Here is an 18825-nt window from a genome sequence, read left to right as displayed (position 1 = left end):
GGTGGCGCCGATCGCTGCCACGGAGCCGCCCCATGTCGCTGCATTTCACGCCGGCCGAATTCGCCGCCCGCCAGGCCCGCCTTTCGGCGGCGCTGGCCGAGCGGGATCTCGACGGCCTGCTGCTGTTCTCGCAGAACAGCATGTACTGGCTGACCGGCTACGACAGCTTCGGCTTCTGCTTCTTCCAGTGCCTTTACGTCGGCGCGGACGGCCGCAGCGCGCTGCTGACCCGCTCGGCCGACCTGCGGCAGGCGCAGCGCACCTCCACGCTGACCGACATCCGCGTGTGGCGCGACGGCGCCGCCGCGGAGCCGGCCCGCGACCTCGCCGCCATGCTGGCCGACCTCGGCCTCGCGGGCCGGCGGCTCGGCGTCGAGTTCGGCGCCCACGGCCTGCCCTATGCCGATGGGCTGAAGCTCGCGGCCGCGCTCGAAGGCCGCGTCGAGACCCGCGACGCCACCGCCCTGATCCCTTCGCTGCGGGTCGAGAAGTCCGCCGCCGAGATCGCCTACGTGCGCCGCGCCGCCGCCCTCTCGGACGCGGCCGACCGCGCCGCCGTGGACCTGCTGGCGCCCGGCGCCGACGAGGCCGCCATCCTGGCGGCGCAGCACGCGGCCGTCTTCGGGGGCGGCGGCGAGGAACCCGGCAACCCGTTCATCATCGGCTCGGGCGGGGACGCGCTGCTGTGCCGGTCGAAGGCCGGGCGCCGCCGGCTCGATGCCGACGACCAGATCACGCTGGAATTCGCGGGCGCCTACCGGCACTACCACGCCGCCATCATGCGCACCCACGTGGTGGGGCGCCCGCGGCCGTTGCACGCCGCCTACCACGAGGCGGCTCGCGAGGCGCTGCGGGCCTGCGAGGCCGAGCTGCGGCCCGGCCGCACCGCCGGCGACGTCTTCGCCGCCCATGCCGGCGTGCTCGACGCCCACGGGCTCGGCGCCCACCGGCTCAACGCCTGCGGATACAGCCTCGGCGCGACCTTCGCGCCGTCCTGGATGGACGCGCCCATGTTCTACGACGCCAATCCCTTCGTCGTGCCGGCGGGCGGCGTCTTCTTTCTCCACATGATTCTCATGGATTCGGACAGCGGCACCGCCCTGTGCCTCGGACGCACCTCGCTCGTCACGGCGGCGGGGGCCGAGCCGCTCAACGCCCCCGACCTCGCCCTGGTGGTGCGGTGAGGCCACGGCGACCCGAGCCCCGCCTCCTCGACAGGGCAGGGCAACGCCCCCCTGCGACGCGTTGTTCCAGGACCATAACGCTGATATGACGCCCCTGCCTCGGATCCGGTCGGATGCCGTGGCGGACCGAACGCCCGGGCCGCGCGACGGCCGGGCTCCAGATCACGGGCGACCGCGCCGGTCCTGCCGATCCGCTGAGAGGACAATATGGCTGGCATCAAGATCCTCCCTGGCAACTCCAACGGTCCGCTGGCCGAGGCCATCGCCGCCTACCTGAAGGTGCCGCTGACGCGCTGCGTGGTGAAGCGCTTCGCCGACATGGAGATCTTCGTCGAGATCCAGGAGAACGTGCGCGGCGAGGACACGTTCATCGTCCAGTCGACCGCCTACCCGACCAACGACCACCTGATGGAACTGCTCATCATGACGGACGCGCTGCGGCGCGCCTCCGCCCGGCGCATCACCGCGGTGGTGCCGTATTTCGGCTATGCCCGGCAGGACCGCAAGGCCGGTCCCCGCACCCCCATCTCGGCCAAGCTCGTCGCCAACCTGATCGACCGGGCGGGCGTCGACCGCGTCCTCACCGTCGACCTCCACGCCGGCCAGATCCAGGGCTTCTTCGACATCCCCACCGACAACCTCTTCGCCGCTCCCGTCATGGTGCGCGACGTCACCGAGCGGTTCGACTGCGCCAACGTCATGGTGGTGTCGCCGGACGTCGGCGGCGTGGTCCGGGCCCGGGCCCTGGCCAAGCGGATCGACGCGCCCCTCGCCATCGTGGACAAGCGCCGCGAGCGGGCCGGCGAATCGGAGGTGATGAACATCATCGGCGACGTGAAGGGCCGCTCCTGCATCCTGCTCGACGACATCGTCGATTCGGGCGGCACGCTGTGCAACGCCGCCGACGCGCTGCTGGCCCAGGGCGCCACGGACGTCTCGGCCTATTGCACCCACGGCGTGCTGTCGGGCGGCGCAGTGGCGCGCATCGCGGGCTCGAACCTCAAGGAACTCGTGCTCACCGACACGATCCGCGCCACCGAGGCCGTGCGGGTCGCCAAGAACATCCGGGTCATCTCGGTCGCGCCGCTCATCGGCGAGGCGATCGGGCGCATCGCCCAGGAAGCCTCGGTGTCGAGCCTCTTCGAGAATGCCGCGGTGGCGGGCGTCTATGCGCCGCCGGCGCCCTCTCCCATGCAGCACCAGAAGAGCCCCGTCGTGCAGGCCCTGCCGCGCGCCGCGGCCGCTGGCGGCTGACCGCCGGCCTCCCAGGCCGCCGCGCCGTCGCGCTCCCGCCCCGCGCGCTCCCGCCCTTGTCTCGTCGCCGTCCCCAGGCCAGATAGCGCCAGGACGGGCGCAGGGCGGGCGAGGGCATGCAGGACAGGGTGGATGTGGCGGTGATCGGGGGCGGCGCCGCCGGGATCGCGGCGGCGCGGCGGCTCCTCGACGAACCGGGGCTCTCGGTCCTGCTGATCGAGGCCAAGCCCCGTCTCGGCGGGCGGGCCCTCACGGTCGGGGGCGACATGCCCATGGACCTCGGCTGCGCCTGGCTCCACAGCGGCCTCACCAACGTGTGGACGGCCATCGCCGACGCCGAGGGCTTCACGGTGGACCGCCGCCCCGCGCCCTGGGACGAGGAGGAGCGCGACCTCGGCCTCACGCCCGAGGAGCAGGCCGGCTACGTCGACGCCGTCGAAGCCTTCCGCCAGCGGGCCGAGGAGGCCACGGCGCGCGGCGCCGACGGGCCGCTGTCCGACCTCGTGCCCGCCGGGAGCCCCTGGCGCGGACTGCTCGACGCGGTCTCGACCTATGTGAGCGGCGCCGAACTCGACCGCGTGTCGGTGCGCGACTCGGGCGACTACCGCCCCGGCGAGGGCGACGACTGGCGCGTCGCCGAAGGCTACGGCCGCCTCGTGGCGCACCATGGGCGCGACCTGCCGGCCGTGCTCGACACGCCCGTGACGCTGATCGACCATTCCGGCGCCGGCCCGGTGCGCATCGAGACCCCGCGCGGCACGGTGGAGGCCGGTGCCGTGGTGGTGACGGCCTCGACGAGCGTGCTGGCGGCCGAGGGCCTGCGGTTCCGCCCCGGCCTGCCCGGCAAGGTGGAAGCCGCGGCCCTCCTGCCTCTCGGCTCGGTCGAGAAGCTCTGGCTCGGCGTGTCCGACCCCGGCCTGTTCCCCGCCGAAGACTATTGCCTGGGGTCGAGCGCGACCGCCCGCACCGCCGCCTACCATTTCCGCCCCTTCGGCCGGCCGATCGTGGAATGTTTCATGGGCGGCGACCTCGCCCGCGACCTGTCGCGCGCCGGCACCGCGGCGGCGCTCGATTTCGCCCGCGGCGAGTTGCGCTCGCAGCTCGGCGGGGAGGCCGCCCGGGCGGTGACGCCCCTGCACCTCACCGGCTGGGGCCGGCAAGCGCACATCCTGGGCGCCTATGCCTATGCGATGCCGGGCTCGGCCGGCGCGCGGGCGCGGCTGGCGGAGCCGGTCGACGGGCGCCTGTTCTTCGCCGGGGAGGCCACCCACCCGACGCGGTTCACCACGGCGCACGGCGCCTATGAGTCGGGCGTTTCGGCTGCCGAAGCCTTGCTGGCGGCCCGGGCCAAGGGCGGCAGGGCTCAGGACGGCGGGGCCCGGGCCGGCAAAGTCTAGGCCGGCACGAGGCCGTCGGCGTCGACGAGCTGGACGCCGCTGGCCCGCAGGGCGGCGCGGGCGGCGTCCAGCGTCGTGCCGCCGCCCGGCGCCGGGGCCGCGATGGCCCGGCAGGCGTCCTCGACGACGACGACGTCGTAGCCCAGCGCCCGCGCGTCCTGCGCCGACCAGAACACGCAGAAGTCGAGGGCGAGGCCGCAGAAGAACAGCCGGCGGAAGCCGCGCTCCTTCACCCAGCCGCCGAGCCCGGTCAGGCTCGTGCGATCGTTGTCGCGGAAGGCGGAATAGCTGTCGATCCCGGGCCGGAACCCCTTGCGCACGATCGCCTCGACCCGGTCGAGCGGCAGGTCCCGGTGCAGCGCCGCGCCCGCGCTGCCGATGACGGCATGGTCGGGCCAGAGGACCTGGTCGCCGTAGGGCAGGGCGATCGTGCTGAACGGTGCCGCCCCGTGGGTCGACGCGAAGGAGACATGGCCGGCGGGGTGCCAGTCCTGCGTGGCGAAGGCGTGGGCGAAGACGTCGCGGGCGAGCCGGGCGGCGATCGGCACCACGGCGTCGCCCCCGGCCACCGGCAGCTCCCCGCCCGGCATGAAGGTCGGTTGGATGTCGATCAGGCCCAGCACGTCGGTTTCGGGGTCGATGCGGATCATGCGGCGGGGCTCCTGGAGCCTGTCGGGCTGTTGGTGACGCGGGGATTGGACCGGAGCCGGCGAACAGGCTCGCAGCGTTGGGCTGGCGTGTGTCGGCACCAGCATGACACACGCGCGGGGCTGCGGGGGTGCACGAATCCGGTCGATGGGTGCGGATCGAGCTGTCTCGCTGGGGCAGGCCGCCCCTGGACGGAGCGGGACGGGCAGCGGGCTCGTCGTCGAGGCCCTGTCGTGGATGGCGCGGACGGGCGGCCCGTGGCGCGACTTGCCCCAGCGGTCCGGCAAGCGGGTTCCGGCGTTCCGGCGTGTCGGCGACTGGCGCTCACCGCTGCGTCGCGCGACCTGGTGCGCGGACCTCCCCATCGTCGACCACGTGGGACAAGGGGGCCGAGGAGAGCGTCATGGGCTCGGGACGTCGATGCCGGGTCGACGTTCGAAGGCGCGGCGCCGGAGGGGTGGCCGAGGACGTGCCGTGTTCAGGCGTCGGCTCGTGTCAGGGGGGTGTCAGGCGAAGCCGGTTCGGGTCGTTGGGGCGCGATGGTGAGCCGCTGCCGAGGTTGTCGCCCCACGTCCACCGTCGGGCCCGCATCCAGACGTCCATCACAGGATGCTTCTCAGGGGGCCCGAGCGCGCGGGTTGGAGGTGGCGACCTCGCGCAGGAACCCCGTGGCCGAGCGCCCGGTGATCTTGAGCCTGTAGTTGATCAACACCGTCGCTCGGCCGTTGGGCAGCACTGCCGCCAGCACGAACAGCGCGGCAAGGCCCAGCTTGTTCTTGGCCTCCAGACGCTCGTCGGTGAGCCTCACGAGGAGCGGCACGAGGCAGGACAGCGACGGGCGGCGGCCCGAGACGACTTCGAGGTAGAACTTCCGCTCACGCGTCACGAAGACGTCGTGCGGGTCGAAGAGGTCGCCCTCCCAGCCCAGGCGACGCGCGACGACCTTGAGGTGCTCCATGCGCTTGATGAAGCGCTCGACGTTGTTGCGGATGCCGACGGCGTCGGACTTGTGGACCGTGTTGGCGACATTGCGGCCGTGCACGCGGTAGCAGCCGAGCTCCTCCGACACGCTCACGACGTCGCCCGTGAAGGGCGCGGCATAGAGCAGCACGCCGTCGACGTAGCGCTCGTAGTCGATCTCCCGGATGAGGTCGGCGACGTCCCGCCGGAACACGTTGCCGGAGGTCGGCGGGCTCCGGTACACCCCGGTCTTGGCGACGCGGACGGCGAGCGCCTCCCTTTCCCGGTAGTCGTCGAGGGCCGGCACGGCCCCGCTGATCCATTCGCCCCGCGCGTCGATGCGGGTCAGGGCGAACTGGAGCTTGGCGACCTCCGGGTCGAGCCGCGACAGGATCGCATCGAGGGCTCCGGGTTTCAGCTTGTCGTCGGCGTCGAGGAACAGGACGTGCGGTGCGGTCGTGAGGTCGAGCCCGGCGACACAGGCGCCGATCGCGCCGCCGTTGGAGATCCTCACGGCGCGCACGCCGGCGTCGCTGATCACGCTCCAGGACCCGTCCGTCGAGCCGTCGTCGATGACGATAAGCTCGCAGTCGTCGCGCAGTTGCGAGGCCACGCTGGCTATCGCCTCGCCGACATAGTCCCCATAATTGTAGCAGGGGACAATGATGGCGAGCTTAATGGTTTGGGTCATCAAAATTACTTGGCTCTCGTGAACGCGTTCTCGGGAACTGGTTGTGTCTCGGATTATGCAGCCCGCTTCTCCTTTGGCAAGCGCCCCGGCATGTGATGCAGGCTGGCGCCCTCACCTGGGTATCAAAGGATGGTCCCTTGCAAACAACCGTCCGGTAAGCTGGCCCCGCTGGGTCCTGGATGGTTCAATGTCGATCCGTTTTGAATCGGAAACCGACGATGACTGCGACATTCCACCGATGTGACGTCATTCTGACGCTGTAGAACTCTAGACGTCAGTAGACGGCAGAGTCAGCTGCAAGACGATGCTCTGGATGTCACGTCGAGACACTCGTGACGCTGACGCATGACTGTTGTGGAATCCTGCCATCATGAGCGGCTTAAGGCCATGGCGTGGTGCGAGAACAACGGCCCGCAGTGCGTGTTCGGCCTCGCCGACCAGGTCCGCCTCGTGCTGCACATCGCCGCCTTTTGGTCCATGCTAGACGTCAGGGATACCTTCCCTAACGTCCGCGACCTTGCCAAGGCTGAATCCAACAGGCTGCGCCTTCGCCCTCTCGACGTCGTCTCCAGGATCGTGGAATCCCGGCCCCGCCTGCGCATCGCCTGGGCAGCCGCCGGCCCCGCGGCCGATGTCAGCGCCGGCCTGTCGACGCGGTCGGAGTCTCCGCCGACGAGCTATTGAGGCTTCACGGCCAGCCCTCTCCGGGTCGGTGATCTCAGGCTTCCGAGGCGCCGCACCAACGCGAAGGCCGTCGCCACCTCGCCGCGCAGGGCCGGTCCGGCGACGATGGAGAGCGCTGCCGCGTAGACCAGGCCGCCGACCGCGAGCGAAGCCGCGAGGTTGGCGAGACCGTCCCCCATGCTCAGGACCGCGTAGGCCGCGGCGCCCGCCACCAGGGAGGCGAGCAGCGGGCCCCGCTGGGCTCCGAAGGCACCCCCGAGCCCCTCCGTGAGAGAGCGAGGCACGGACGCCGTGAGCGCGAATGTATGGACGAGGAAGATCGCGCCGACGACCCACGCGGTCCCGACAGCGCCAAGCCACGGAGCCAAGGCCACGGCCCCGATCCGGGCGGCGGCTGCCCAGAGGGCGGGGACAGTGGCTCGCTTGGTCAGGTCGTTGCTCATCAGAATGGCGTCGTTGAGCCCCGCGATGGCGAGGATCGCATAACCGACGACGATCGGCTGGAACAGCGGGGCGGCCGTCGTCCACTTGGGGCCAAGCACGAAGGGGAGCAGCCGCGGGGCCGCGACCGCCGCGAGAACCGCGGCCGGGATGAGGAGGGCGGACAGCACCGTGACGAGCCTCGCGTGGAGGGAACCCACCGTGTCGCGGTGGCCGCGGATCGCATGGGCATAGAGGGCGCCGATCGGCGGGTTCGTGACGACGTCACAAGCGAAGCGCGAGGCCTGGTTGGCGATGGCGTAGGAGCCCAGGAGCCGCGCGCCAAGGACGTGTTCGAAGAGGGCATTCTCGGCCGATCGCGCCACGAGTTCGCCGAGGCGACGCGACAGGAGGGCGCTTCCCATGGCGAGGTGACCGTGCAGGGCGGATAACTTGAACTCGAGCGTGGGGGCTTTGAACGCGATGAGGTTCACGACGACGGCGCGGACCGCGTAGGTGGTCAAGTACTGTCCGGCGAGGCTCCACACGCCGAAGCCGAGCACGGCGAGCGTGACGGCGACGACGGCCGACGAGAGCGCGCTGGCAATGTCGGCCCAGGAGTGAAGCGTGAGGTTGCCGCGCCCGGTGATCCGGGCGACGCACGGCACGGAGACCGCCATCAGCGGAAGCGACAGGGACAGCAGCATCATCAGGCCGACGAGCTTCTGCTGCCCCGTGACCGCGGCGAGGACCAGGCCGGACCCGGCGACGCCAAGCGCCATGGTGGAGAAGCTCGCGAGCAGCACCCAGTAGGCGGTCGACCACACGAGGGTGTTGGACTCGTCTTCCCGCGCGAGCGAGGTGCCGATCCCGCTCTCCGCGACCATGACGAAGAACATCACGGTCGGCTGCGCGAGGGCGTAGAGGCCGTAGTCCAACGGGTTGAGAAGGTGGGCCATCACCGGCAGCATGACGAGTTGGGTGACGGCCTTGACGCCGTTCGCGATCCACGACGCGGCGGCGTTGAGGGCGAACTGGCGCTGTCCGTCGCGTAACGGGGCGGCAGGCGGCTCGGCCTTGATCGCTGCTGCTGTCGCTGCTTCGGCGACAGCCTTCTCGACCCGCGCGATGGCTTCGTAGAGGGCCGCGCATTCCCGCGCGATATCCGCTTCCGCAACCGGCGGTTCCATGCGCCGAAGCTGGTCGACCAGGGCCGCCAGGGCGCGTTCATAGATAGCCCGCCGGGTCTCGATGGTCGACTGTGCCAGGCCGGACACGGCCCGTTGGACTAGCGGATGATAGTCGAGCATTCTGCGTTGAGACCATCCAAAAACCGGTCTGTCAACGCGGCTCGGCCGGTCGATCCGCGATGATCGGACGCCCCCCAAGGGTCGGTGGAGTGCCGAAGTCGTGGTCTGCTGCCTCGAAGGCTTCGTCGCGCCGCGAACCGCTACGGCAAGCTTGCCCGGAATGCGACTTCGACTGTCGCCCTTGCCGCCATCGTCGCATTCCGATGCCGATGGGATGCTGGCCCGAGGCTGTGTGGACGGATAGTCCCGTGCACAGGCCTGCGACGATTGCGACGGAAGATCGATGGGGTTTTTCGACCTCGCCTCACATCGGAGAGCGATCCGCTCGAGGCGTTTCAGTCGACCGATGCCGCGCTCGATGCGGGCCCGGCGTCCGAAGTCTGTCCGGGCGAGGGAGGACGGCTCGATCGTGTCGCGGGTTCTGCAGAACGGGCACGTGATCGGACAGCGGGTGGTGCGCCTTCCATAGGGTGTCCGTCCGGCCCGGACCGAGGGAACCGGGGCCGCGGCGCTACCAGCCCTGCGCCATCCGGGCCACCGGCGCGCGCGGCCGGGCGAGGGCGCGGCCGACGTTGACGAGGTAGGACCGGAACAGGTCCGCCGGCAGGCCTCCGCCCTCGACGTGCGTCATGGCCGAATCGTCGTCGTTGCCGAGCCAGACCCCCGCCACCATCGGGCCCGCATAGCCCACGAACCAGGCATCGCGGAACGCGTTGGTGGTGCCGGTCTTGCCGCGTGCGCCGCCGATGTCGGCCCGGCGCCCGGTGCCGTCCGCCACGACGGCGCGCAGCGCCCGGTCCAGCATGGCGACGCAGCGGGCGCTGAGGGCGGGCTCCGGCAGCGTGTCGCGGTGCCAGGACAGGATGCGCCCGTAATGACCCACGATCCCCCGCACGGCATGGGGCTCGACCGGGTAGCCGCCGTTGGCCACGGTCGCCAGCAGCGCCGTCATGGCGAGCGGGCTGGCGGTGAACTCCCCGATGGCGATGCCGCCGTCCCGCGGCAGCGCGCCGGCGAGGCCGAGCTTGGCGGCGCGGGCCGCCACGGCGCCGGAGCCGAGCGCGCGCTCGAGCCCGAACATCGCGGCGTTGCGGGACAGGCGGAAGGCGTCGCCGAGGCTGATCGTGCCGAGGTAGCGGTCATCGGCGTCGCGGGGCCGGCCGCCGGGCTGCGCCAAGTCCTCGACGGCTGAATCGAGGTCGCGGCCCTGCTCGCAGGCTTCGGCCAGGACCAGGACCTTGCCGAGCGAACCCGGGGAGCGCCGCGCCCGCTCGGCGCGATCGAACTGGTCGACGGCATAGTCGCGCCCGCCCATGAAGGCCTGGATGGCGCCCGTCCGGTCGAGCCCGACGAAGGCGGCCGCCCCGGCCCCGGCCCGGGCGAGCCTGTCCGCCGCGCCGTCGAGCGCCGCGACGGCGGCGTCCTGGCGCAGCGCGTCCACCGTCACGTAGGCCCGGAAGGCCCCCACGGGGGCGCCGAGCCGCTTCACCTCGCCCGCCACGGCGTCGCGCAGGTAGCCGCAGCCGAGGTCCGGCAGGTCGCGCGTGCCGCGATGCTCGCGCTCCCGCAGCGCCGCGGCCGGGATGACGCCCTGGCGCACCAGGGCCTGCAGCAGCGCCCGCGCCCGGGTTCGGGTCCGCGCCACGGTGCCGGGATCGCGGCTCGCTATGTCGTTGCGCGGGCTCGCCAGCATCACCTCGATCAGCGTCGCCTCGGGATAGTCGAGCTCCGAGGCGGCCTTGCCGAAGTAGAATCGCGACGCGGCTTCGAGGCCGAAGATGCCGTGCTGGAAGGGCAGGTGGTCGAGGTAGGCGGCCAGCACCTCGTCGCGGGTGAAGCGCCGGCTGACACCGACCGCCCAGGGGATCTCGTAGAGCTTGCGGACCCAGGCGCGGTCGCCGGGCTCGAACATGAGGTTCTTCACGAGCTGCTGCGCGATGGTCGAGCCGCCCCGCGCGCGGCCGCCGACCGCCGACGCCACGGCGCCGGCGAGGCCGCGCAGGCTCAGCCCGAAGGGCTCGGTGGCGAAGCCGCGGTCCTCGGCGCCCAGCAGCACGGCCCGGAACTTGGGCGACAGGTCGCCGATCGACACCCGCAGCGGCAGTAGGCACTTCAGTTCGAAGCCGTCGCCGACGCGGTCGCGGACGATCTCGCCCGACGTCATCATGGCGGCCATCTGGTCGCGGCTCGGGGCGCTGCGCCCCGCCAGGGTGAACCACCCCCAGACCAGGGCCGCCGCCGAGACCGCCGCCAGGGCGGCCCATTTCAGGCAGATGAGGACGAACCGCGTCAGCACGGGAACCGCCTTCTTCGGCGCCGGCCCGCCCGGAAACCGGGGCCGGAGCCGGCGCAACGCAGCAGGTGGGGGGCTGTCGGCGGCGCACAATCGGCGGGGACCGGCGCGGTAACGGTTTATTTATCGTCTTGCCCGGACGGCGAGGCCGCGCTTCCGCCACGATGGCGGGGCAGCGCCGCCCGCCGGGGAACCGCCGCCGCCGCCCCCCGTTGTCCCGAAGCATCAGGGAGGACGCCATGGCCAACGACGCGCAAGACCGCGCCGACCCCGCGCGACAGACGGTGGCGGGGACGCCACCGGTCGCCGTGGCGACCGACGAGACGGACCGGCTCATCGCCTCCGACAAGGTCGCCGGCACCGAAGTCTTCGGCCGCGACGGCCAGCGGCTCGGCGTCGTCTACAACTTCATGGTCGACAAGGTGACGGGCCGCGTCGCCTACGCCGTCATGTCCTTCGGCGGTTTTCTCGGCCTCGGAGAGCGCTACCACCCGCTGCCCTGGGAAGCCCTGACCTACGACCCGGCGCGGGGCGGCTACGTGGTCGACGTCGACCCCGCGCGGCTCGACGCGGCACCCAGCTTCATGGATGGCGAGGACCCGTGGGGCGACCCGGAACACCGCCGCAACGTGTTCGGCTTCTACGGCTTCAACTACGGCCTGTGAGGGAGCACCATGACCGCGATCCGAAGCACCCCCATCCGAAGCGCCATGCGACGTGTCTGGATCCCACGTGTCGCCCTGGCGGCCGCGGCTCTGGCCCTCGCCGGCGGCGTCGCGGCGGCCCAGACCTCGGCCCCGGCGCCCGGCGCGGCTCCCCGGACCGACCTCGCCACCAAGCCCGGCACGTTGAGCGACAAGCTCGGCGCCACCAACGGCGTCATCAAGCCGACCGGCAACGTCGATCCCGGCATGGGCAAGGCGGCGCCCAGCACCGGCACCACGCCGGTGATCCGGCCCGGCGACGTCCCGCCCCAGACCGGCAAGGGCGGCTCGCCCTGACGTCGGCGGGTTCGCCGGCGACGGAGCCGCAGGGGTCGTGACAGCGGGGCCGGGCGGTGGCAGGGTCGGCACCATGGCCGATTCACCCGCCATCCCGGTCGACACGATCGAGCGGCAGCGCCGCGCGTCCCACCCCGCCACCTCGGCCTGGGTGTCGGCCAATGCCGGCTCGGGCAAGACGCACGTGCTGGCGCAGCGCGTCCTGCGCCTCCTGCTCGCCGGCGTGGCGCCCTCGCGCATCCTGTGCCTCACCTTCACCAAGGCAGCGGCCGCCAACATGTCGATCCGCGTGTTCCGCGACCTCGCGGGGTGGACGCGGCTCGACGACGCCGCCCTGCGGGCCGCCATCGCCGAGACCGGCGCGCCGGTGCCGACGCAGGCGGGGGGCGCGGCGGCGCTCGACGAGGCGCGGCGGCTCTTCGCCCGCACGGTGGAAACGCCGGGCGGGCTCAAGATCCAGACCATCCACGCCTTCTGCGAGCGGCTGCTCCACCTCTTCCCCTTCGAAAGCAATGTCCCGGCGCGGTTCGAGGTGCTGGACGACCTGCGCGCCGCCGACCTGCTGCTGCGGGCGCGCGAGGTCGTGCTGGCGCGGGCGCTGCGCGAGCCCGGCTCCACGCTGGGCCGCGGCCTCGCCGCCCTCACCGGCCAGGTCTCGGTCACGACCTTCGAGGGCCTGATCGGCGAAGCGCTGGGCCACCGCCATCTCGTGCGCGACGCCCTGCGCGAGGCGCGCGACTACGACGGCCTGCTCGGGAGCCTGCGGGGCGCGCTCGGCCTCGCCCCCGGCGAAACCCCCGCCACGGTCGCGGCCGCCATGGTCGAGGACGGCATGCCCTGGGCGGACTGGGCCGCGACCGCCCGGACGCTCGGGGCGGACGGCGGCGGCCCCGGCAAGACCGGCAACCGCCTGATGGCCGCCTTCGACGCGCCCGAGGGCCGCCAGGCCGAAGCCTACCTCGACGTTTTCCTCACCGCCAAGCGCGAGGCCCGGGCCGCCACCTACCTGCCGAAGTCGCTGCGCACCAAGGAGCCGGCGCTCTGCGACGCGCTCGATGGCGAACAGCTCCGCCTTCTCGGCCTCGTGGCGCGCCGCAAGGCCGCCGAGACGGCCGAGCGCACCGCCGCCCTGATGGCGGTGGCGGGCGCCATCCTCGACCATTACGACACCGCCAAGCGCCGGCGCGGCCTCCTCGATTTCGAGGACCTCGTCGAGCGCACCCGCAACCTCCTGGCGACGTCGAGTTCGGCCTGGGTGCTGTACAAGCTCGACCGCGGCATCGACCATATCCTGGTCGACGAGGCGCAGGACACCTCGCCCGAGCAATGGGAGATCCTGCGCGCCGTGTCGGACGAGTTCTTCGCGGGCGCGGGCCGCGGCCCGCAGAACCGCACCTTCTTCGCGGTGGGCGACGATAAGCAGTCGATCTACTCGTTCCAGGGCGCCCGGCCCGACATGTTCGACACGATGCGGCGCCATTTCGCCGACCGGGCCCTCGGCGCCGAGAAGCCATTCGCGGGCGTCGACCTCGTCCTGTCGTTCCGCTCGGCCGCCGCCGTGCTGCGCGCCGTCGACCGCGTCTTCGCCCATGGCCCGAACGGCCGCGGCCTCACCCACGACGATGGCGGTCCGCAGCCCCACGTGCCGCTGAAGAAGCTGCCGGGCCTCGTCGAGGTCTGGCCCGCCGTGACGGCGCAGCCCCAGCCCGAGCCGGGCGACTGGAAGCTGCCGGTCGACGTGGTGGAGCCCGGCGACCCGCCCGTCGTGGTGGCGCGCCGCATCGCCGACGCCATCCACCAGCTGTGCCGTCCCGGATCGGGCGAAACCGTCGAGGACAACCGGACGCGCGGTCGCCGCCCCGTGCGGCCGGGCGACGTGATGATCCTGGTGCGGTCCCGTAACAGCTTCTTCGAAGCCGTGATCCGCGCCTGCAAGGAGCGCGGCGTGCCGGTGGCGGGGGCCGATCGCCTGGCCCTGACCCAGCATATCGCCGTGATGGACCTCGTGGCGGCGGGCCGGGCCGCGCTGAGCCCGGCCGACGACTTCACCCTGGCCTGCGTGCTGAAATCGCCGCTCATTGGCCTCGACGACGACGACCTGATCGCGCTGGCGCCGGGCCGCACCGGCACACTGGTGGCGGCGCTCGGCACCTCGCCGGAGCCGCGCCACCGGGTCGCGCATGACCGGGTCGAGCGCTGGCGCAGCCTGTCGGCCTGGCTGACGCCCTTCGCCTTCTACACCCGCCTGCTCGGCGCCGACGGGGGACGGCGGGCCCTGCTGGGCCGGCTCGGCCCCGAGGCGGGTGACGCCATCGACGAGTTCCTGGCGCTGACGCTGGCGCATGAGCGCGACGGCGCGCCCTCGCTGATGGCCTTCCTGGCGCGCCTCGACGGCGTCGACCTCTCGATCAAGCGCGACATGGAGGCGGCGGGCGACGCCGTCCGGGTCATGACGGTCCATGCCGCCAAGGGACTGGAGGCCAAGATCGTCTTCCTGCCCGACACCTGCGCGGTGCCGAGCGGCCGGCACGACCCGGCGCTGTTCGGGCTCGACGAGCGGCCGGGCGCGGCCGAGAGCGGCCTCATCGCCTGGTCGCCGCGCGGCGACGCCGACGCCGAGCGCGTCGCCGAAGCGCGCCGGCTGACGCGGCAGCGCGCCGTCGAGGAGCACAACCGCCTGCTCTACGTGGCGATGACGCGCGCCGAGGAGCGGCTCGTCATCGCGGGGTTCTGCGGCGAGAAGGGGCCGGGCGATGGCTCCTGGTATGCCATGGTCGCGGCGGCCGACCTGCCGCTCGACCCGGCGCCCGCCCCGTGGGACCCGGCCGAGACCGTGATGCGCATGTCGGATCCGATGCCGGACGGGGCCGCCGCCGCGGGGGCGCCGGTGCCCGGGCCGGCGCCGGTGCCCGATCTGCCGGACTGGCTGCTGCGCCCGCCCGCCGTCGAGGAGGAGCCGGACCTGCCGCCGGTGCGCCCGTCGAACCCGCTCGGCGCCGCCGACCAGGCCGGACCCACGGCCTGGCCCTACATCGACCGCACCCGCAGCACCGACCGCAAGCAGGCCGCCGCGGCGGGCCGGCTGATGCATCGGCTGCTGCAATACCTCCCCGACGTGCCGTCCGAACGCCGCGCCGCCGCCGCCGAGCGCTTCCTCGCCGCCCAGGGCGCGACGCTCGACGCCGACCGCCGCGCCGCCCTGCAGGCCCAGGCCCTGGCGGTGTTGGACGACCCGGCGCTGGCACCGCTCTTCGGGCCGCAGTCGCGCGCCGAAGTGGCGGTGACGGCGGCCGTGCGGCTGCCGAGCGGACGCGTCGTCGACGTCACCGGGCAGATCGACCGCATCGGCGTGACCGACGACGCCGTCCACGTCGTCGACTACAAGACCGGCACGCCCGGCGACCTGACGCCGAAACAGGTCCTCCAGCTCGCCCTCTACCGCGCCGCCATCGAGCCGCTCTACCCCGACCACCGCATCCGCACCCACCTCGCCTGGACGGCCAGCGGCGACGTGGTGGAGGTTTCGGCCGGGGAATGCGCCAACGCGCTGGAAACGATGGGGTAGGGCGGCGTCGCGTCAGACGGTGTGGCGCCGGTGGACGTGGCCGCCCTTCATCACCAGGAGGATGTTGCGCCGAGGGTCGGCCAGCACCGCGATGTCGGTGAGCGGCTGCCCTTCGACCACGAGCAGGTCGGCGCAGGCGCCCGGCGCCACGACGCCGATCTGGCCGGCGAGGTGGCAGAGCTCCGCCCCGACCGTGGTGGCGCTGGCGAAGATCTCGGCCGAGGGCAGGGCCCGCGCCCGGATGGCGAACTCCTGGTTCTGTCGGACATGGGCCTCGCCCAGCAGGTCCGTGCCATACGCCATGGTGACGCCGGCATCGCGCAGGATCGACAGCGAGCCGAGGCCGTTCGCCCGCACGGCCTCGATCTTGGCGATGGAGGCCGGCGGCAGGCCGAGGCGCTCGCCGTCCTCGGCCAGGGCCTCGTAGGTCACCAGCGTCGGCACCGCCACGGCCCCGCGCTCGGCGGCGAGCCGGGCCGATGCGGCGTCGATGTTGTTGCAATGCTCCAGCGAATGGACCCCGCAGGCGAGGGCGCGCTGGATCGCGTCGGCCGTGTAGAGGTGGGCCGAGACGTAGGTCTGCGCGTCGCGCGCCTCTTCCACGATGGCGGTGAGTTCGGACGCCGAATAGCCCTGCCAGGCGATGGGGTCGGTGGGGCTCGACACGCCCCCGTTGGCCATCACCTTGATGAACCGCGCGCCCTGGCGCAGCTCCTGGCGGCAAGCCCGGCGCACCTCGTCGACGCCGTCCGCCACGCGGCCGAGCGCCCCGTAGTTGCGGCCCCAGCGGGTCGCGTCGTGCGTGTCGTGGCGGGGGCGGTTGTCGGCATGGCCGCCGGTCTTCGACAGGGCCTTGCCGCAGGCGACGACGCGCGGGGCCGGCACGAGGCCCTCGGCGATGGCGTCCGACAGGGCGGGCGGTGCGCCGCCGACGTCGCGCACCGTGGTGAAGCCGCGGTCCAGCATGCCCCGCATGATGGGCAGGGACCGCAGGATGGCGAGCGCGTCGGGAAGCTGCGCGTTGGTGGTGAGGTCCATTGTCGAGGCCACGACATGGACGTGGCTGTCGACGAGGCCCGGCATCAGGGTGCGGCCGCCGAGGTCGATCACCTCGCGGTCGCCGCCGGTCGACCGCGCGTCGACGTCACGGATGATGCCGTCCTCGACGAGGACGTTGCCCATGCGGGGCTCGGCCCGCGTGGCGTCCGTGATGGCGGCGTTGAGGAACAGGGTCTGCATGGGGGCTCCCTCCTTCGGGGCGGGTTCAGGCGGTGCGGTGGGCCGGGGCCTCGGGGGCGAGTTCCTCGGCGGTGATCTCCTCGAGCGAGCGGTTGCGCGTCGAGACGCCCATCAGCATCACGGCGAGCGCGCCGGCGAGCAGCACCACCGTGGTGGCGCCGAACACGCCCGCGAAGCCGAAGTTGGGATAGAGCCAGCCGACGAGCAGCGGCGACGCGATGGCGCCGATGCGCCCGATCGAGGAGGCCGTGCCCATGCCGGTGGCGCGGATGGCGGTCGGGAAGATCTCGGGCGTGTAGGCGTAGATGCCCGCGTAGGTGCCGTTCATGAAGAACGACAGGCACACGCCGGCTGCCGTCACGGTCCCGTCCGAATGGCTCAGCGCCAGGGCTACGGCCGACAGGCCGCCGAGCACCATGTAGGACGCGATGGTGGCCTGCCGGCCGATGCGCTCGTTGAACCAGGCCGCCGAAAAGTAGCCGGGGATCTGGGCGGCGAAGATCGCGATGGAATAGCCGAAGCTCTTGGTCACCGTCATGCCGCTCTCGACGAGCAGGCTCGGGATCCAGGTGAAGAACGCATAGTAGCTGAAGGTGATCGACAGCCACATGATCCAGCTCATCGCCGTGATGCGGGCGAGGCCCGGACGCCACAGCGCGGCGAGCTGGCCCGCCACCGAGGCGCGGGGCGGCAGAACCGCGGCGACGGCGGGCAGGGCGGCCGGGGCCGGCAGGACGTGGCCGGCGCGGCGCGCATCCTCTTCCATCCGGGCCACGACGGCCTCGGCCTCGACCCGGCGGCCGACGCTGGCGAGCCAGCGCGGCGATTCGGGCAGCGCCCGGCGCCACCAGAGCAGCAGCAGCACGGGCGCGGCCGTCAGGGCCAGCACCCATCGCCACGCCCCCGGCGCGGCCGGCACGGCGAAGTAGCCGAGCAGAGCGGCGGCGAAGAACCCGAAGGAGAAGAAGCCCGCCAGCGAACCCGTGAAGCGGCCGCGGTAGCGCGCCGCAACGAACTCGGCGAGGAACGGCGCCACGATGGCGGATTCGGCACCGGTGCCCATGCCCGCCACGATCCGGCACCCGAGGAAGAAGGTCCAGTCGCCCGCGAAGGCGCTCACCAGCGAGGCCACGCAATAGAGCACCAGCGCCCAGACCATGACGGCCCGACGTCCGATGCGGTCGCCCAGCAGGCCGGCAAACAGCGCGCCGAAGAAATAGCCGATGTAGGTGGCGCTGCCGAGGAACCCCACCTGCACGCTCGACAGCGACCACAGTGGGCGCAGCACCGGCAGCACGAACGACACGACGGCGAGGTCGAGGCCGTCGAATGTGTAGCCGAGGCCGCCCATGAGGAGGAGCTGGCGGTGGAAGCGGCCGAAGGGCAGCCGCTCGATGCGGGACGACAGGTCGGTCACGGGACCTCCGGGTTCGGGACAGGGGGTGAGTGGTGCCGACCGGCGTGGGACGGCCCGGGGATGTCCCCGGCGCCGGCGGAGCGCGCGAACAGGGCGCGCAGATGCGCCTTCCAATGGTCCAGCATGGCGGCGAAGTAGCTCTCGTCCGGCTTCAGCACGCTCTGCGCCACCATCCCGCGCATGAGGCAGAGCGTGGCGTTCAGCGTGACCTGCGCTTCGGCGGGATCGAGGTCGTGGGCGTCGGACACCGAGCACCACAGGGCGTCGAGCGCGGCGTGGAAGTCGCGCACGACCGGCAGCAGGCGCTCGCGGAACGGGGCGTTGTGGCGCGCCTCCGGCAGGTATTCCATCGTGACGTAGAAGAGGCCGCCCGCCATCAGGGCCCAAAGGTGGTCGACGAGTTCGTCGGGCCCGCGCCTGCGGCCGCGGCCTTCGGCGAGGAAGACCCGCAGCCCCTCCGTCACGCCCGCCAGATCCTGCGCCACGGACCGGACGACGAGGTCCTCCTTGCTGGCGAAGTGATGGGTCAGAGCCCCCCGCGACACGCCGGCGGCGGCGGCGGCGTCCGCGGTGGTGAAGCGCGAATAGCCCCGATCCAGCAGCAAGCGGATCGTCGCGCGGTGCAGCGCCGTGCGCGTCTCGTCGCTGCGTTCGTCCTGGCTGCGGCGGGGGCGTTGAGGCATGGGATCCCGAGACGGTGGCGGCGCGGAGGCTAGCCGCAACTTACAAACAGGCAAGCCTGTATTGTTATCGTCGGGTGCC

General features: G+C 72.5%; 14 protein-coding genes. 7 read left to right on the top strand and 7 right to left on the bottom strand.

The window, feature by feature from the left end:
* Positions 1-32 precede the first annotated feature (32 nt).
* The 3 genes from D3272_RS14235 to D3272_RS14225 all read left to right on the top strand — a co-directional run bounded on the left by D3272_RS14235 (position 33) and on the right by D3272_RS14225 (position 3835).
* The gene (locus D3272_RS14235) at positions 33-1184 is read left to right on the top strand and encodes a M24 family metallopeptidase (protein WP_129219860.1); all 1152 of its coding nucleotides are present in this window, start codon (positions 33-35) and stop codon (positions 1182-1184) included.
* A gap of 207 nt (positions 1185-1391) precedes the next feature.
* Entirely contained in the window at positions 1392-2438 is a 1047-nt protein-coding gene (locus D3272_RS14230) for a ribose-phosphate pyrophosphokinase (RefSeq protein WP_129219859.1), read from the top strand.
* Between the two features lie 116 nt (positions 2439-2554).
* Entirely contained in the window at positions 2555-3835 is a 1281-nt protein-coding gene (locus tag D3272_RS14225) for a flavin monoamine oxidase family protein (protein ID WP_129219858.1), read from the top strand.
* On the opposite strand, the gene D3272_RS14220 is transcribed toward D3272_RS14225, so the two are convergent.
* Together D3272_RS14220 and D3272_RS14210 are read right to left on the bottom strand one after the other, a co-directional pair.
* Entirely contained in the window at positions 3832-4485 is a 654-nt protein-coding gene (locus D3272_RS14220) for a nicotinamidase (protein WP_129219857.1), read from the bottom strand. The two genes, D3272_RS14225 and D3272_RS14220, sit on opposite strands and share 4 nt — an antisense overlap.
* A 614-nt stretch (positions 4486-5099) precedes the next feature.
* Positions 5100-6134 carry a glycosyltransferase family 2 protein gene (locus tag D3272_RS14210; protein ID WP_129219855.1) on the bottom strand — a complete coding sequence of 345 codons (1035 nt, stop codon included), beginning with the start codon at positions 6132-6134 and terminating at the stop codon, positions 5100-5102.
* A gap of 345 nt (positions 6135-6479) precedes the next feature.
* On the opposite strand from D3272_RS14210, the gene D3272_RS14205 reads away from it, so the two are divergent.
* The gene (locus D3272_RS14205) at positions 6480-6818 is read left to right on the top strand and encodes a transposase (RefSeq protein WP_129219854.1); all 339 of its coding nucleotides are present in this window, start codon (positions 6480-6482) and stop codon (positions 6816-6818) included.
* Here D3272_RS14205 and D3272_RS14200 read toward each other — a convergent pair.
* Together D3272_RS14200 and D3272_RS14195 are read right to left on the bottom strand one after the other, a co-directional pair.
* Positions 6812-8548 carry an oligosaccharide flippase family protein gene (locus D3272_RS14200; RefSeq protein WP_129219853.1) on the bottom strand — a complete coding sequence of 579 codons (1737 nt, stop codon included), beginning with the start codon at positions 8546-8548 and terminating at the stop codon, positions 6812-6814. The genes D3272_RS14205 and D3272_RS14200 overlap by 7 nt on opposite strands.
* A gap of 511 nt (positions 8549-9059) precedes the next feature.
* A complete protein-coding gene (locus tag D3272_RS14195) occupies positions 9060-10844 on the bottom strand; it encodes a transglycosylase domain-containing protein (RefSeq protein WP_129219852.1) in 1785 nt (594 codons plus the stop codon).
* Between the two features lie 236 nt (positions 10845-11080).
* Between D3272_RS14195 and D3272_RS14190 the strand changes: the two genes are divergently transcribed.
* From D3272_RS14190 to addA, 3 genes are all read left to right on the top strand, one after another.
* Positions 11081-11506 (top strand): PRC-barrel domain-containing protein, encoded by a 426-nt coding sequence (locus D3272_RS14190; protein ID WP_129219851.1) that lies wholly within the window; start codon positions 11081-11083, stop codon positions 11504-11506.
* A gap of 45 nt (positions 11507-11551) precedes the next feature.
* Positions 11552-11842 (top strand): hypothetical protein, encoded by a 291-nt coding sequence (locus D3272_RS14185; protein WP_129219850.1) that lies wholly within the window; start codon positions 11552-11554, stop codon positions 11840-11842.
* A gap of 73 nt (positions 11843-11915) precedes the next feature.
* Positions 11916-15407 carry a double-strand break repair helicase AddA gene (gene addA / locus D3272_RS14180; RefSeq protein WP_129219849.1) on the top strand — a complete coding sequence of 1164 codons (3492 nt, stop codon included), beginning with the start codon at positions 11916-11918 and terminating at the stop codon, positions 15405-15407.
* Positions 15408-15419: 12 nt separating this feature from the next.
* Here the strand turns inward: addA and D3272_RS14175 are convergent, their stop codons facing one another.
* Genes D3272_RS14175 through D3272_RS14165 form a run of 3 tightly spaced genes read right to left on the bottom strand, consistent with a single transcriptional unit; the run spans position 15420 to position 18746 of the window.
* On the bottom strand, positions 15420-16646 hold the full coding sequence (locus tag D3272_RS14175) for a metal-dependent hydrolase family protein (RefSeq protein WP_129219848.1): 1227 nt from the start codon (positions 16644-16646) through the stop codon (positions 15420-15422).
* Positions 16647-16671: 25 nt separating this feature from the next.
* A complete protein-coding gene (locus tag D3272_RS14170) occupies positions 16672-18063 on the bottom strand; it encodes an MFS transporter (protein WP_129219847.1) in 1392 nt (463 codons plus the stop codon).
* Positions 18060-18746 carry a TetR/AcrR family transcriptional regulator gene (locus D3272_RS14165; RefSeq protein WP_129219846.1) on the bottom strand — a complete coding sequence of 229 codons (687 nt, stop codon included), beginning with the start codon at positions 18744-18746 and terminating at the stop codon, positions 18060-18062. The genes D3272_RS14170 and D3272_RS14165 overlap by 4 nt, the downstream gene beginning before the upstream one ends.
* Positions 18747-18825: the final 79 nt, after the last annotated feature.

The organism is Lichenibacterium ramalinae (assembly GCF_004137085.1).
Lineage (GTDB): Bacteria > Pseudomonadota > Alphaproteobacteria > Rhizobiales > Beijerinckiaceae > Lichenihabitans > Lichenihabitans ramalinae.
Note: the sequence above shows the minus strand (reverse complement) of the source record. Positions and strands in the feature narration are given on the sequence as shown.